At 63.3% G+C, this 15,230-nt stretch carries 10 protein-coding genes; 2 read left to right on the forward strand and 8 right to left on the reverse strand.

Going from position 1 to position 15,230, the window contains the following annotated elements:
* Nucleotides 1-32: 32 nt before the first annotated feature.
* Nucleotides 33-2,072 (reverse strand): NAD(+) synthase, encoded by a 2,040-nt coding sequence (locus ACSBM8_RS05325; RefSeq protein ID WP_442680618.1) that lies wholly within the window; start codon nt 2,070-2,072, stop codon nt 33-35.
* 311 nt (nt 2,073-2,383) lie between these two features.
* Here ACSBM8_RS05325 and ACSBM8_RS05330 point away from each other — a divergent pair, with 311 nt between their 5' ends.
* Nucleotides 2,384-3,382, forward strand: coding sequence for a DUF4268 domain-containing protein (locus ACSBM8_RS05330; protein WP_442680619.1), 999 nt, complete (start codon nt 2,384-2,386; stop codon nt 3,380-3,382).
* A 3-nt stretch (nt 3,383-3,385) separates the two neighbouring features.
* Here ACSBM8_RS05330 and ACSBM8_RS05335 read toward each other — a convergent pair whose 3' ends face one another.
* From ACSBM8_RS05335 to miaB, 6 genes are all read right to left on the reverse strand, one after another.
* A complete protein-coding gene (locus ACSBM8_RS05335) occupies nt 3,386-6,532 on the reverse strand; it encodes a type I restriction endonuclease subunit R (protein ID WP_442680620.1) in 3,147 nt (1,048 codons plus the stop codon).
* Complete coding sequence (locus ACSBM8_RS05340; RefSeq protein ID WP_442680621.1) at nt 6,529-7,218, reverse strand: abortive infection family protein; 690 nt, start codon at nt 7,216-7,218, stop codon at nt 6,529-6,531. The genes ACSBM8_RS05335 and ACSBM8_RS05340 overlap by 4 nt, the downstream gene beginning before the upstream one ends.
* An 8-nt stretch (nt 7,219-7,226) precedes the next feature.
* Nucleotides 7,227-8,543, reverse strand: a complete 1,317-nt coding sequence (locus tag ACSBM8_RS05345; RefSeq protein WP_442680622.1) for a restriction endonuclease subunit S — start codon at nt 8,541-8,543, stop codon at nt 7,227-7,229.
* Nucleotides 8,533-10,107: an N-6 DNA methylase gene (locus ACSBM8_RS05350; RefSeq protein WP_442680623.1), complete on the reverse strand. Its 1,575-nt coding sequence runs from the start codon at nt 10,105-10,107 to the stop codon at nt 8,533-8,535. Before ACSBM8_RS05350 ends, ACSBM8_RS05345 begins: the two co-directional genes overlap by 11 nt.
* A gap of 420 nt (nt 10,108-10,527) precedes the next feature.
* On the reverse strand, nt 10,528-11,466 hold the full coding sequence (gene lepB / locus ACSBM8_RS05355) for a signal peptidase I (RefSeq protein WP_442680624.1): 939 nt from the start codon (nt 11,464-11,466) through the stop codon (nt 10,528-10,530).
* Entirely contained in the window at nt 11,463-12,800 is a 1,338-nt protein-coding gene (gene miaB, locus ACSBM8_RS05360; protein ID WP_442680625.1) for a tRNA (N6-isopentenyl adenosine(37)-C2)-methylthiotransferase MiaB, read from the reverse strand. Before miaB ends, lepB begins: the two co-directional genes overlap by 4 nt.
* A gap of 642 nt (nt 12,801-13,442) precedes the next feature.
* On the opposite strand from miaB, the gene alr reads away from it, so the two are divergent.
* The gene (gene alr / locus ACSBM8_RS05365; protein WP_442680626.1) at nt 13,443-14,480 is read left to right on the forward strand and encodes an alanine racemase; all 1,038 of its coding nucleotides are present in this window, start codon (nt 13,443-13,445) and stop codon (nt 14,478-14,480) included.
* Nucleotides 14,481-14,489: 9 nt separating this feature from the next.
* Here alr and ACSBM8_RS05370 read toward each other — a convergent pair whose 3' ends face one another.
* The gene (locus tag ACSBM8_RS05370; protein WP_442680627.1) at nt 14,490-15,200 is read right to left on the reverse strand and encodes an NAD-dependent deacylase; all 711 of its coding nucleotides are present in this window, start codon (nt 15,198-15,200) and stop codon (nt 14,490-14,492) included.
* Nucleotides 15,201-15,230 lie beyond the last annotated feature (30 nt).

Below are 15,230 nucleotides of genomic sequence, written 5' to 3' on the forward strand. Positions count from 1 at the left end.
GGAGCTGTCAACGCACAAAGGCCGGAAAGTTCTCAATTTGCTCGCAATTCGTCGAGCCAGAGGTTGGCGACCCCGTCCGACGGCGCGCGCCAATCGCCGCGCGGGGACAGGCTGGCGGCGGCGGACACCTTCGGCCCATTGGGGATGGCGGACCGTTTGAACTGGCTGATCTGGAAGAAGCGGAACAGGAAGACCTCCAGCCACTTGCGGATCGTGTCGAGATCGTAGCTGCGGCGTTCCTCCGCCGGGAAATCGAGCGGCCATTCGCCCTCATTCGCATCGCGCCAGGCATGCCAGGCGAGGAAGGCGATCTTGGACGGCGCCAGCCCGTGCCGCACGGTATAATGGAGGAAGAAATCGTGCAGCTCGTAGGGGCCGATCTTGGCTTGCGTGCTCTGGATCGCGCCGGAGGCATCGGCGGGGACGAGCTCGGGCGAGATTTCGGTTCCGAGGATCGCGGTGAGCACGCGATCGGTCTCCGTATCGAACTGGCTGGCCTTGACCGCCCAGCGGATGAGGAACTGGATCAGCGTTTTCGGCACGCCGCAATTGACGGCATAATGGCTCATCTGATCGCCGACGCCATAGGTGCACCAGCCGAGCGCCAGTTCGGACAGATCGCCCGTGCCGACGACGAAGCCATTGCGCTGATTGGCGAGGCGGAACAGATAATCGGTGCGCAGGCCCGCCTGCACATTTTCGAACGTGACGTCATAGACGGGTTCGCCGCGGCCGAAGGGATGGCCCATATCCTTCAGCATCTGCGTCGCCGCCGGACGGATATCGATCTCTTCCCCGGTGATGCCCATCGCGTTCATCAGCGCCCAGGCATTGGCCTTGGTCTCCGCCCCGGTGGCGAAGCCCGGCATGGTGAAACCCAGGATCGAGGAGCGGGGGCGGCCGATGCGATCGCAGGCCTTGGCCGCGACGATCAGCGCATGGGTGGAATCGAGGCCGCCGGAAATGCCGAGGACCAGGGTCTCGCCGCCGGTCGCCAGCATGCGGCGGGCGAGCCCTTCGACCTGGATGTTGAAGGCCTCGTAGCAATCCTCATCCAGCCGATCGGGATCGGCGGGCACGAACGGGAAGCGCGCCACGACCCGCTTGAGGCCGATATCGGCAAAGGCAGGGGCGTGTTCGAACGCGATGCGGCGGAAGCGCTGTTCCGGATGGCCGAAAGCCTGCGCATTATCGTTGAACGTGCCGAAGCGCATGCGCGCCTGGCGGATGCGGGCGACGTCGATATCGGCATAGATCAGTTCGGGCTCATGATCGAAGCGGCCCGAGCGGGCGAGCTGATAGCCGAGTTCATGGATCATCGCCTGGCCATCCCAGGCGAGATCGGTCGTGCTCTCGCCCGGGCCCGAGGCGGAATAGACATAGGCCGCGGTGGCGCGCGCCGATTGGGAGGCGCCGTAGAGATCGCGTTCGCGTTCCTTGCCGACGACGATGTTGGAGGCGGACAGATTGGTGAGGATCAGCGCGCCGGCGAGCGCGCCGAGGGAGGAGGGCGGGATCGGCGCCCAATAATCCTCGCAAATCTCGACGTGGAAGACGAAATCGGCAAGGTCGCTGGCGGCAAAGATCAGGTCCGGCCCGAATGGCACGGTCTGGCCGGCGACGATGATGTCGAGGCCGGTGAGGCCGACGCCCGGCGCGAACCAGCGTTTCTCATAATATTCGCGGTAATTGGGGAGGTAGCTTTTGGGCACCACGCCCAGCACCTTGCCGCGCGCGATCACCACCGCGCAATTATAGAGGCGGCCGTTGCGGCGGAGCGCCGCGCCGACCAGCAAAACGGACTTGAGCGTGGCGCTGGCCTCGATCAGCGCGGCGAGCTCCGCCTCGACCCGATCGAGCAGCGCCTCCTGCAGATGGAGATCGTCGATCGCGTAGGAGGACAGGCACAGTTCGGGATAGACGATGAGATCTGCGCCCGCGGCATCGCCCCGGCGCGCGAGATCGAGGATCGACGCGGCATTGGCGCCGACATCGCCCGCGCTCGCCGCCGGCGTGGCGGCGGCGACGCGGACCATGCCCTGGGCGTGGATCGAGAAGAAACGGTCGGTCATACAGCGCCTAACCCTCTCCCCGCGCGGCGGGGTGCGAAAAAAAGTTGCTAGAAAGGCGAGGGGTCGGGGTCAATGTCGGGTCAGAGGGCCTTTTGAGGGGGTAAAAAAGGAAAAACACCAGAAACGAACTTAATGATGGGTGGCGGGGGGGTATGTGGCGGAGCTTGTTCCACGTGGAACATAGCAGGAACAAGTGCGCCGCGTCAAGGGCCCTACGGCGCAAAGGGCTTAAACTGTGATGGTCGCCAAATCGTTTGGGATACATAGACGTACTGCTACGTCGTCCAACGAGTGTTAAACTGCATGGGTGCATGATGACGCCGAAACTCGGTAAGCTTGTAACGCTCAGAGCGACTGAGGTGTGGGGAAACGAGCCGCAGGTGTTCACGCCTTGGCTGTCCGAAAATCTCGACCTGCTGGCGGAAGCGCTACAGATTGACGAGCTCGAGTTGAAAGGCACCGAAGTTGCCGCTGGTGACTTCCGTCTGGATATTCTGGCTGAAGACGCGGAAGGCCATCCTGTCCTGATCGAAAACCAGTTCGGCGCCACCGACCATCGACACCTTGGACAACTCGTCAGCTACGTCGCCAGTCAGTCAGGGCAGGCCACTGTGGTGTGGGTTGCCGAACGCTTCAAAGACGATCACCGCGCTGCCATCGACTGGCTTAACGCAAGCACTATAGAAGACTTCGCCTTCTTCGCTGTTGAGATCGAAGCCCTTCAAATCGGAGACAGCGACCCCGCGCCGTTCTTCAATGTCGTTGCAAAGCCGAACGCGTGGGCGCGCAACGTAGGCGCGGTGACGCGGCAATCGGCGAGCGGCGAGGAGCCTGATCGCCATCGCGTGCGGCTGGCATTCTGGACGGCTTTTGCGGAGTTCCTGAAGCAACGGAACTCGGCGTTCAGCATTCGTCGCCCCGGAAAGGATCACTGGCACTCCTTTTCCGCTGGGCGATCAGGCATCGTCATCAGCAACACGATCTACACTAAGAAGAAGCGCATCGGCGTCGAGCTGTATTTCCATAATGACCCGCTCAAGATCGGGATCCGCCAGCTCGCGCTTGAAAAGGGGGCCATTGAAGCCGAATTTGGCGAGCCGCTGGAATGGCAGGAACTCCCGACCAAGAAGGCGAGCCGCATTGCCATCTTCCGAGACGGGTTCGACCCGGCGGACGTGGCCACCTTCCCGCAGCAGCACGAATGGATGCTCGCTCGGATGGACGCTTTCCGCCGGGTGTTTGGCCCCCGGATCAAAACGCTGGATTTGCACGGTGCCGTTGAATCAGATGATGAGATTGAGGAAGCCTGAGCGTCACAACGCCCAATCAACCGCAATCGTATTGGCTTGCTCAAGGACAAGATCCACCGCCGCCTTCTGCAAATCCGGTGGGTAGCCATAACGCGCGAGCAGCTTGCGAACTTCGATCCGCATCTTTGCGCGCACGCTTTCCTTTTGCGTCCAATCGACCGTGACGGTGCTGCGGATCGTCTTGACCAGTAGTTGGGCGAGTGTGCGGAGCGTCTCGCGTTCCATCAATTCCCTTGCCGACCCGTTCTCAGCCAAGGCGTCATAAAACGCTAGCTCCTCAGGAGCCAAGCCCACCTCTTCGCCGCGCTTTGCCGACGCGGCGACGTCACGTGCAAGAGAGATCAGCTCATCAATGACCTGTAAGCTATCAACCGCCCGATTGTGGTAGCGGGTCAGCACATCGTCCAGCCGCTCGCTCAGCTTGCGGGCTTCGACAATGTTCAGCCGTTCGCGTGCTTTGATGTTCCCCTGCAAAAGCCGCCGCAGCGTCTCAACAGCAAGGTTCGGCTGCTTCGTCTGCCGCACGTCCAACAGGAAATCGTCGGACAATATAGCAAGATCGGGCTGCTCCAACCCCGCGTCCTTGAACACGTCCAAGATGCCATCGGACATGACCGCCTGCGACATGAGCTGGCGAATTTCTTGCTCAATGGCTTGCCTGCCGCGCCCACCCTTGCCGGACGTGTATTTGATGAGGTTCGCCCGCAAGGCGACAATCAGCGCCACTTCCTGCCGCTTGGCGGATGCGCGCTCATCCCCCGCCGCGATGGCGAAGGCAGCTTCGGCTTGCGTCGCCAGGTCGATGAACTCGGATCGACGGTCGCTCGACAGGATTTCCTCAAGGCATTGCTTGAGAATTGTCAGCCGGGCCGCCGGATCAGCGACAAAGAACGCCTTCCAGTTGACGTTGCCGAGCAAGGCCAGCGCCGACTCAACCTTGCTCAAAAGCTGCCGAACCGCCTCATCCATATTGAGGCTGACTTGCTCTTGGTCGCGGGCGCTATACTGCGCCAGCGCCGCCCGTAGCTCCGCGCCGATGCCGAGGTAATCGACGATCAGCCCGCCCGGTTTAGCACCGAACACGCGATTCACTCGCGCAATGGCCTGCATCAGGCCATGCCCGCGCATCGGCTTGTCGATATAGAGTGTGTGCAACGAAGGTGCGTCGAAGCCCGTGAGCCACATGTCCCGCACGATCACGAGGTCAAACCCTGATGATGCGTTCTTGAAGCGGTCCGCTACTTCCTCCAGCCGCGATTTAGTGCGGATATGCGGCTGCATCGCCTGCGGGTCAGAATTGTTGCCGGTAATGACGACCTTCATCATGCCGTCGTTGTCATTGGACGGGTCAGCCCCAACCCATTCCGGGCGCAATCGGGCGATCTCATCGTAGAGGGCGACTGCGACCTGGCGGCTGATGGCAACGATCATGCCCTTGCCGCCGCCCATCGCCACCTTCCGCTCTTCGAAGTGCGCGACGATGTCGGCTGCGACCGTCGCGATGCGCTCGGGCGAACCGACGATTTCCTCAAACCGGCTGAACTTCGCCTTCAACTGTTCAGCGGCGCGCACGTCGCTGCCCTCGGTCAGCTCTTCGGCCAGTGCGTCCAGCTCTTCGCGCTGTTCGGCATCGAGCCGCAACATCAGCTTGGCGAGCCGGGCGGAGTAATGAATTGGCACCGTAGCCTTGTCGATGACCGATTGGGTCATGTCGTAGGTGTCGATCACGTCGCCAAATACTGCGGCCGTGCTGCGATCCTTTTCGTCAATCGGCGTGCCGGTGAAGCCGATGAAGGTCGCGTTGGGCAAGGCTTGCCGGAGATATTCGGCAAAGCCGACTTCCTCCCGCACTTCGTCGCCCCGCGTCACGAAGCGCCGGTTGAGGCCATATTGGGAGCGGTGCGCTTCATCGGCGATAACGATCACATTGCTGCGATCGGTCAGCAAAGGATGCTCGCCCTCATCGCCGCGAAACCGCTGTATGGTGGTGAACACCAGCCCGCCAATATCGACCTTGAGCAGCTCCCGAACCGCTGCCACGGTTTCCGCGTTGCGCGGCTCGCCGCGAATGGCGCTGCCGTGGGCAGCGAAGGTCTTGAAGAGCTGATCGTCCAGATCGTTGCGGTCCGTCACTACAACGATTGTCGGGTTCTTCAGCTTCTTCGCCAGTTGGAGCTGGCGGACATAGAACAGCATGGTCAGTGATTTGCCGGACCCTTGCGTGTGCCAGACCACGCCGCCCTTGCGATGCCCGCCTTCGCCCGCCGCCTTGACCGTCGATGCCAGTGCCCGGCGCACGGCGTGGAACTGGTGATAGCCCGCCAGCTTCTTCGATTTGACCACGCCATCGGCCATTTCAAAGGCGGTGTAGTCGAAGGCCAGGTCCAGCAGCCGTGCCGGATCTAACGCGCCCTTGATGAGGACTTCCAGCTCCGCCCGGCCAAAGTCGTCATGCTTTTCGCCGTCGATGGTCCGCCAAGGCTGGAAGCGGTCCAACCCTGCCGTCAGCGAGCCGATGCGCGCTTCCATCCCGTCGCTGATGACAAGCGCGACGTTGAAGCGGAACAGCTCGGGAGCCTTGTTCTTGTAATTCTGAAGCTGCTCATGCGCCCGGTCCATCGTGGCGTTTTCATCGGCCGGGTTCTTCAGCTCCAGCACCGCCAGCGGCAGGCCGTTGACGAACAGCACAATGTCCGGCCGGATGGTGTGGCGCTCCGCCTGAACGACAAACTGATTGGCAGCGATGAAACTGTTGTTGGCTGGCGTCTTCTGATCGATCAGGCGGAGCCGCACGGTCCGGCTTTCGCCATTCTCGTTCAACTCTACCGGCACGCCGAACACCAGCAGCTCATGAAATGCTCGGTTGTTCTCCAGCAGGTTTTGCGTTGGCGCGGCTAGCACGGCGCGCATCGCCGTTTCGATGGTACTCGATTTCGCGTCCGGGTTAAGCGTCGCCAGCGCGTCGCGCAGCTGCCCTTCCAGCATGGTTTGCCGGTAGTCTGTGCGCGCGCTCATTGGCCCATCGGGGGCCAAATAGTCGCCCGGCAGCACCTTCCAGCCAGAAAGATCGAGCCAGCTCATCGCTGCCAGCTCAACCGCGCCCTCATTGAAACGGCTGGGAGGTGATGCGCCGCCGGTCGGATAGGTCATGCGGCAGCTTCCTTTTCACCTTCGGCGGTGTTGGTTAGCCGCCATTCGGCTAATGCCGCTTCGTACTGAGTGGGATCTAACGCGAAGAGAACGCGGCTGGGCTCGAAGATCGACCCGGCGATTTCAACAAGCTCATATTCGTTATCGAGACTTTCGTTGAACTCCCGTTCGTCGGCGTAGCTCGCGCCGGGTGGCACCTCGACTTCCTCGGAAGGTCGGCTCCATGCGACATCGAGCAGGAACGAAACCAACGCATCACAGAGACCGCCCAGCATGTAGGCATGTTGACGTTCCAGCGTCGGCCAGTCCAATGCGCCGCCGTGCCGTAAATTTGGTATATTGCTCAAGGCAGCTAACGAAGAAGCAACACCGTTGATGCTCCCGAGCAGCCTCTTGAGGTGGAGGTCGATTTTATCCTTTTGCGGGTGGTTGCCTAATGCGAGATCGAGAGACTTGATGACCAAGCTGGTGCGTTTGGCGAAGTCGTCGCCTTCGCCATAGGTGATCTTGAGGACACCATTCACACTCAGCTGCATTGCCTCGAACATTGATCGGACATTGGACAGGCAAGTGAAGGGTAGTTCTTCGATGCTCTGTTCCAGCGCCCGGACGTGCAGCTCAAGATTGCCAGCCCGTTCGGGGTGACGCTCAATGAGGTTGCGCAGGAGCTGGAGCTGATAGGGCATGCGTCCCTCTATGCAGCAGCGATCACAGTTGCGGTATCCGCTAGCCGAAGCTTACCGGAGAGCAGCTTCGGCAGCAGGGTGTCTCGCAACTCTGTTAACTGTTCAGCCTCCAAGCTTCTCGCTTTGATGCCGTTGAACATCGGAACTACGGCATTGCCCCAAGCCGCGATCACAGCAGCATTGGGAATTGCCATTGCCCATCGATCAATTGCTTCAGCGGGTGCGCGTTGGCGGCCGGATGTTCCAGACATCGCCGAAATCATGTGAGCCCGAAATGAGGCGTCTCTCGCGACGAGGTATGGTAGTGGTTCGGGGATGCCTTCCAAAGGCCGCATCACAATGAACTCGGTTGAACCCCAAGCAACCGCATCGTGATCCAAGCAATCGACCAGAGCGGATTTACCATTCTCCAGACAAGGCGTTATGCGAGCAAGAAGCGTGTCCCCATTCTTGAACCTGGCGCCAGAGCCAACGGGGCGTGAGACGGCCGAAACGATGCGGTGCCCTTTAGTCGGCAGTGCGGCCATGTCGACGTATGGTGCTTCTTTATTTCGATCAATGCGGGTTGTTGGATTGATCTTTACCAAGCTTTCGGGGCTTCCCCATTCCCAGCCGTTCGGCAAGCCTCCATCGTCGAAGCCATCGGGAAACAGCGCGGCGACGTCCGTAGGCAAGCCGGGATCGCGGCCCCCAGATTTGGCGTGAACGGGATCGAAATCGACGAACCAGCTCTTGAACAACGCCCGCGCCGTATCCTCCAGCGTCATTGCGATCTGGCGGTTGAGGTCGAGCTTATCTTGAATGGCTTGCAGCACATCGGCGATACGCTGTTGCTCAGCACGTCCCGGCAGCTGGACCATCATCATCGAGAGATCGCCCTTGGTTACATGGCCAAGGCCGGTCGTCTGCTTGTTACGCGCAATTTCCTGAAAATTGGGCTGCAAATACAGCATGAGGAAGCGGAAGAAACGGCGATCAACGCTCTTGCGCGGCAAAACACGGAAAATGTGCTGGTTTAGCCAAGCATCGCCTTTGTCCCACACGAATGTGCCAATGGAAGTTTCCGGCTGGCCCGACCAGCAGAATAGCAGGTCGCCATCACGTAGCCGCACCCGATTATCATAGATGCCATTGGTGCGCTTGGTCGCGTCAGAAAAGCCGCCCTTGATTTCGGCGATTTTGGCAACAGGCAGGCCGTCATCCGTGAAGGCGATGTTCTTGAATGCTAACCCGTTGATCCATTCCGCGAGGCCCAGCAGCGGTTGCGGCTCCGCCCCGAAGTTGAAGGCTGGAGCGTAGAGTTCGGCTGGAGCGTCACCAGCCATAACCGACCTTCTTGAGCTGACTACGGATTTCCATGTCGAGCGTGTTGCCCCGCTCCATCTGTGCTTTCAGCGTCGCGGTGAGCCGGGTCATTTTGTCCGCGAATGCTTCTCCATCATCGGCCTGCGCTGCCTGATCCACATACATTCCGGGCGTCAGCACAAACCGCTTGGCGGCGATGTCTGCCAGAGTCACCGACTTGGCGAAGCCGGGCACGTCTTCGTACTTGCCGCCCTTTTCCCGCCACGCATGATAAGTGTCGGCGATGGTGGCTATGTCGTCGACTGTCAGCTCCTTGAGCGTCCGCGTGACCATGGTGCCCATGTTGCGCGCGTCGATGAACAGCACATCACCGCGCCGGTCGCGCAGCTTCTTGTCCTTCACGATGCCGTTCGATTTGTCGCGGGCGACAAACCAAAGGCACACCGGAATCTGTGTGGTCGAAAAGAGCTGGCCGGGCAGCGCCACGATGCAGTCGATCACGTCCTTTTCGATCAGCCGCTGGCGGATTTCGCCTTCGCCCGATTGCTGACTGGACAAGGAGCCGTTGGCCAGCACGAAACCCGCAATCCCATGCGGGGCCAGATGGTAATAAATGTGCTGGACCCAGCCATAGTTGGCATTGCCAGCGGGTGGCGTGCCAAATTGCCAGCGGACATCGCCCTGCAATTTCTGCTGCCCCCAGTCGCTCTGGTTGAACGGCGGGTTGGCGAGGATGTAATCCGCCTTGATTCCGGGGTGCATATCCTCGTGGAAGCTGTCCGCCCACTTGCTGCCAAGATTTGCTTCGATCCCTCGGATTGCGAGGTTCATCTTGGCCAGCCGCCATGTGGTGGGATTGGACTCCTGCCCATAGATCGAAATGTCGTTCCGTCCGCCCTCGTGCGCCTCGATGAACTGTTCGGACTGCACGAACATGCCGCCCGACCCGCAGCAGGGGTCATACACCCGCCCCTTGAACGGCTCGATCATCGCCACCAGCAGGCGGACGACGCACCCCGCGGTGTAATACTGCCCGCCGCGCTTGCCCTCCGCGATGGCAAACTGGCCAAGGAAATACTCATAGACGCGGCCAAGCACGTCCTGCCCGTGATGTTCGTCGCGGAACGTCAGATCGGAGAACAGCTTGACCACTTCGGCCAGCTTGGTCTGGTCCAGCTCGGGCCGGGCATAATTCTTGGTCAGCACGCCTTTGAGCGTTGGGTTTTCCCGCTCGATGTCGAGCATCGCCATGTCGATCAGCTCGCCAATGGTTGGCTTGGTGCTGGTGGCGTTCTCCTTGAGATACTCCCAGCGCGCATGTTCTGGCACCCAGAACACGCTCTCTTCGGTATAAGAATCCTTCTCTTCTAACAGCTCGTCGCGGATCGAGTCCGGAATGGTCTGGTCGGACACAATCTCGTTGCGCCGCTCGTTGAAGCGATCAGAAATATATTTGAGGAAGATCAGGCCCAACGCGACGTGCTTGTATTCCGCAGCATCCATGTTGCCGCGCAGCTTGTCCGCCGCCGCCCACAGGGGCGCCTCGAATGAACGAAGGGCCGCCTTCTCAGGCTCGGACTGCATCTTCTTGGGCCGTCCCCGTGGCATGTCTCGTTGTCCCGTTTGATCGCCAAGGGTCATTACCCCAAGGATCGGAAAGCTCTACGCAAAAGATGGCCTTGCAGGGATGAGACCGCGCATAAGTGCCTGTAAGCAATGCAGCCGCAAGCGCAAAAGTACCCTTGGAACGCGCTCTTCCGCTCATCAGCTTCCTATCCAGCCGCGCTCACGCCGCCGCGCGCTGCGCCCGTTCGCCATGCATGCTCTGCGGAGCCGCAGCGACGATCTCCACCTCGACCAGGTCGCCAATTTCGCCGCCGTCGGTCAGCAGCGATTGCAGCTAGGAGACTTGCCGAGCTTCTGGCCGGGGAGCTTGCCGGCGCGCTCGATCAGCACGTCGCAGGTGCGGCCGACGGTGGCGCGGTCGAACGCAGCTGGCGCCAATCAATGATCGGCGCGTTGGCCGATGCGGCTGTGGTCGCGGCTCCATAGGATGTAGAGCGGGCGCCCGATGATCGTCGAAACCGGGACGGGGCCTATCCCTTCCTCTGCCAGCGGGATACGGCTGTCGGCAGCCATGTCGCGGTCATCGCCCAGCAGATAGATCGATCCGGGCGGCACGCGCTGTGGCGTCACTTCATCCTGGGGATAGCCGGCGAGCTGCGCGATGCGATGCTCGCCCGTCTCGCCCGGGAGATGCTCGCGCAGCACACGGCCCGATTGCGGTTCGATGCCGGAATCGGAAATGGTGATCGGGCCGACTTCGCGCTGCGTGGCGGGGTGGCCGTCGATGATCGGCACGCCGTGGCGCATGGCGAAGGTCTGGCCGCCGAGTGCGGCGACCCGGTAAATGCGCGCGACGCCATTGCGATCGCGCACCAGGATGATGTTGCCGATCTGCGGCGTGCGCCAGCGCATGTCGGCCAGCACCTTCTCATTCTGCGCGAAGGTCGGCGCCATCGAAATCGAGGCGATGTAGAAACTATGGTAGGCGCGATGGAACAGGGCGACGGGCGCCGCAACAATCGTCAGGTCGATCGCATACCACAGGATGAGCGCGTACCAGCGCGTCCACCATCTCCGGCTGAACTGATCCCGCGACCCGCGCCATGTGCGCACGCAAGCGATGACCAGCACCGTCAATGTCGCCAGCGAAGCTAAAGCGAAGCCTGTCAGGAGGATCGCAAAGCTCCCGACGGGCAGCAGAAATGCCGCGATGGCGGGCAGCCAACAGGTAAGCTGGGAAGCGGCCGCAAGCTTCAACCCTTCGCGCCATCGGCCGATGCGGATGAGGCCGAGCCCCGGCGTGAGGAGGTTGAGCGCGGTCAGGCCGATCCGCGCGATGACGGATCGCTTCCGTTCGGGCGCGGCTGTCTCGGTCACGCCGCCGCGCGCTGGGCCTGCTGGCCGGTCATGCTCTGCGGCCCGGCAGCGACGATCTCGACCTCCACCAGATCGCCGATCTCGCCGCCGTCGATCAGGACCGATTGCAGCCAGGGCGATTTGCCGAGCTTCTGGCCGGGGAGCTTGCCGGCGCGCTCGATCAGCACGTCGCAGGTGCGGCCGATGGTGGCGCGGTTGAAGGCGAGCTGCTGCGCGCCGAGAAGGGCCTGGAGGCGCTGGAGGCGTTCGTCCATCACCTCGGGCGCGACCTGATCGGCCATGGCCGCGGCGGGGGTGCCGGGGCGGGGGGAATATTTGAAGCTGTACGCCATGGCGTGGCCGACGGCGCGCACCGCATCCAGGGTCTGTTCGAAATCGGCGTCGGTCTCGCCGGGGAAGCCGACGATATAGTCGCCGGAGACGGCGATGTCGGGGCGGACGGCGCGGACGCGATCGATCAGGCGCAGGTAGGACGCGACGTCGTGGGCGCGGTTCATCGCCTTGAGAATGCGGTCGCTGCCCGACTGCACGGGCAGATGGAGGAAGGGCATGAGGCTGGCGACGTCGCCATGCGCGGCGATGAGCCCGTCGGCCATGTCGTTGGGGTGGCTGGTCATGTAACGGATGCGGGCGAGGCCGGGCAGCCGATCGAGCGCGCGGATCAGGCCGTCGAGGCCCTGGGGGCGGCCGGCCTCATCCTCGCCGGTCCAGGCGTTCACGTTCTGGCCGAGCAGGGTGAGTTCGCGCGCGCCGCCGTCCACCAGCGCGCGGGCTTCGTCCATCACGGCGGCCCAGGGGCGCGAGACTTCGGCGCCGCGGGTGTAGGGCACGACGCAATAGGTGCAGAATTTGTCGCAGCCTTCCTGGACGGTGAGGAAGGCGGACGGCGCGGCGCTGCGGCGGCCGGGCAGAGCGTCGAACTTGGAGGCGGCCGGCATGTCGGTATCGACCGCGGGGCGGCCGGCGGCGGCGTCTGCGATCAGGCCGGGCAGGCGGTGATAGGCCTGGGGGCCGACGACGAGGTCGACGGCGGGGGCGCGGCGGGGGATTTCGGCGCCTTCGGCCTGGGCGACGCAGCCGGCGACGGCGATCATCGGCTTGACGCCGCCAAGTCGTTGGGCGCGCTTGGCGAGGCGGCCGATATCCGAATAGACCTTTTCTGCGGCTTTCTCGCGAATGTGGCAGGTGTTGAGGAGGACGAGATCGGCGGTGTCGGCGCTGGCCTCTACCATGCCCTGCGCTTCCATCAATTCGGCCATGCGCGCGCCGTCATAGACGTTCATCTGGCAGCCGAAGGACTTGACGTGGAAGGATTTGGGGACGGGGCGGGACATGGTGGACCCTTTAGCGGAGGTGGGGCGGGGTGGGTAGGTGATTTGGCGGGGGGATGGGGTGGCTGGGACGTCGCGTCCTCCCCCTCCGTCGCCTTCGGCGCCACCTCCCCCTGGCGGGGGAGGATTTTTTGGGGGCTATCCTCCCCCGCCAGGGGAGATATGTGCCACCATTTGACGTGGACAATTTACTCCACCGTTCGTCCTGAGCGAAGTCGAAGGACGGGGCTCACGCGGGCCGGTCGCAGCGTCCTTCGACTACGCTCAGGACGAACGGAGGTTTAGCGGGCTTGGATCGCTACGCCGCCGGTAGCGTCTCGCGATGAAGGGGGTGTTGCGCTGAGTGGTGGGGACCCAGAAACTAGGAAGCGGCCCGACCAGGGGTCGAACCGCTTCCCGCCACCCTGTAAGTGACGGCATCCTCTCCACCGTGCAGGTTATGTTTTTATTGGTCCTGCCGACCGTATTCCGCGCCGTACCGGATCGGTGTCGCGTCCTAGGGCCGGGGCAACAATGCGGCAATAGCGTGGCAGACCCTATCGTAAAATAAGGCCGACCATTGCAAATGAGCAACAATCGTGCTCGCAAGCGCAGCAAATTGTGGGTGGGTGACGCCGCATCGGGAGGGCGCTAAGCGCTCCGTCCATGACTGCCGATTTGCCGCTCCGATTGATCCTAGACGGCGCCGCGCTGGTTGCCAACTGGCGCTGGCTGGCGGCGCGGAGCGGTGCGGCCGCGTGCGGGGCGGCGATCAAGGCGAATGGCTATGGGCTGGGCGCGCGCGCGGTAGCGGCGCGGCTGGCGGGGGCGGGGTGCCGCGACTTCTTCGTTGCGACATGGTCGGAGGCGGCCGCGCTTGGCCCGCTGCCGGAGGGCGCGGCGCTTTCGGTGCTGCATGGCGTGCGGGCGGAGGATATGGCGGCGGCGTGCGATTCGCCGGCGCGGCCGGTGCTCAACAGCGTCGAACAGGTGCGGCGCTGGCGCGAAGCCGGGGGCGGCGCGTGCGACGTGATGGTCGATACGGGCATGAACCGGCTGGGGTTGAGCGTGGACGAAGCGCTGTCGGATGTGCTGGCGGGGCTGCCGATCGAGACGCTGATGAGCCATCTCGCCTGCGCCGAGGAGGGGGATCATCCGCTCAATGCGCGCCAGCTGGCCGCCTTCCGGCCGCTGCGGGAACGGGTGCCGGCGCGCCGCTACAGCCTCGCCAATTCGGCCGGGGTGCTGCTGGGCGAGGATTATGCCTTCGATCTGACCCGGCCGGGGCTGGCGCTGTATGGCGGGCAGCCGGGGCCGGACGCGGCGGCGATCCGCCCGGTCGCGGCGATCGCGGCGCAGATCCTGCAGGTGCGGACGGTCGCGGCGGGCGAGAGTGTGGGCTATGGCGCCTGCTGGCGCACGCTGACGGAGGCGCGGGTGGCGGTGCTCAATCTGGGCTATGCCGACGGCTATCGGCGGGCGCTGGCAGCAGGATCGTGGGCGGAGGCGGGGGGCGTGCGCTGCCCGCTGATCGGGCGGGTGTCGATGGACCTGATTGCGATCGACGTGACGGCGGCGACCGCGGGCGAGGGCGATTGGGTGACGATCCCGCTGGACCTGCCCGCGCTGGCGGCGCGATCCGGCCAGTCGCAATATGAGATATTGACGGGGCTGCAGGACCGCTTCGAACGGCATTGGCGGTAGAAGGACGGATCAGCCGGGGGTGGACAGAAGCGTGTCGACCCAGGCCGGTACCGATTGGGTCGCCGGTCCATAGTCGACCTCGTCGAACAGAGCCGAGCCGGCGGAGGGCTCCAGGTTGAGTTCCAGCGTGTGGGCGCCCGCCGCCGAAGCGAGGCGGACGAAGCCGGCGGCGGGATAGACCGCGCCCGAGGTGCCGATCGACACGAACAGGTCCGCCTGCGTCAGCGCGGCCTCAATCTCGTCCATCCGATAGGGGATTTCGCCGAAGAAGACGATGTCGGGGCGGAGCGCGGCGGTGCGGCCGCAGGCGGGGCAGGCCGGATCGTCCAGCAAGGTGCCGGCGAAGGACGCGCGTCCGCCGCAGCTCTGGCAGAGCGACGACAGCAATTCGCCGTGGATATGGATCAGGCGGCGGGCGCCGGCGCGCTCGTGCAGATCGTCGACATTCTGCGTGACGATCAGCAGAGTACCGGGCCAGTCGCGATCGAGCCGGGCCAACGCGCGATGGGCGGCGTTGGGCTGGACGGTCGCCAAAGCGGCGCGGCGGGCGTCGTAGAAGCGCAATACCGTCGCGCGATCGCGGGCCAGCGCTTCGGGCGTGCAGACATCCTCGACGCGATGGCCTTCCCACAGGCCGTCGGGCCCGCGAAAGGTGGCGAGCCCGCTTTCGGCGGAAATGCCCGCGCCGGTGAGAATGACGATGGTGTGGATGTCCCGCATGGCCGGAAGACTAAGCCGGGCGGGTGGCCA

The organism is Sphingomonas sp. ASY06-1R, assembly GCF_052180265.1.
Taxonomy (GTDB): Bacteria; Pseudomonadota; Alphaproteobacteria; order Sphingomonadales; family Sphingomonadaceae; genus Sphingomonas_I.

What these genes read in the sequence shown, in the direction of transcription:
- ACSBM8_RS05325 (WP_442680618.1), bottom strand. Translation starts at nt 2,072, where the DNA reads ATGACCGACCGTTTCTTCTCGATCCACGCCCAGGGCATGGTCCGCGTC.
- ACSBM8_RS05330 (WP_442680619.1), top strand. Translation starts at nt 2,384, where the DNA reads ATGATGACGCCGAAACTCGGTAAGCTTGTAACGCTCAGAGCGACTGAG.
- ACSBM8_RS05335 (WP_442680620.1), bottom strand. Translation starts at nt 6,532, where the DNA reads ATGACCTATCCGACCGGCGGCGCATCACCTCCCAGCCGTTTCAATGAG.
- ACSBM8_RS05340 (WP_442680621.1), bottom strand. Translation starts at nt 7,218, where the DNA reads ATGCCCTATCAGCTCCAGCTCCTGCGCAACCTCATTGAGCGTCACCCC.
- ACSBM8_RS05345 (WP_442680622.1), bottom strand. Translation starts at nt 8,543, where the DNA reads ATGGCTGGTGACGCTCCAGCCGAACTCTACGCTCCAGCCTTCAACTTC.
- ACSBM8_RS05350 (WP_442680623.1), bottom strand. Translation starts at nt 10,107, where the DNA reads ATGCAGTCCGAGCCTGAGAAGGCGGCCCTTCGTTCATTCGAGGCGCCC.
- miaB (WP_442680625.1), bottom strand. Translation starts at nt 12,800, where the DNA reads ATGTCCCGCCCCGTCCCCAAATCCTTCCACGTCAAGTCCTTCGGCTGC.
- alr (WP_442680626.1), top strand. Translation starts at nt 13,443, where the DNA reads ATGACTGCCGATTTGCCGCTCCGATTGATCCTAGACGGCGCCGCGCTG.
- ACSBM8_RS05370 (WP_442680627.1), bottom strand. Translation starts at nt 15,200, where the DNA reads ATGCGGGACATCCACACCATCGTCATTCTCACCGGCGCGGGCATTTCC.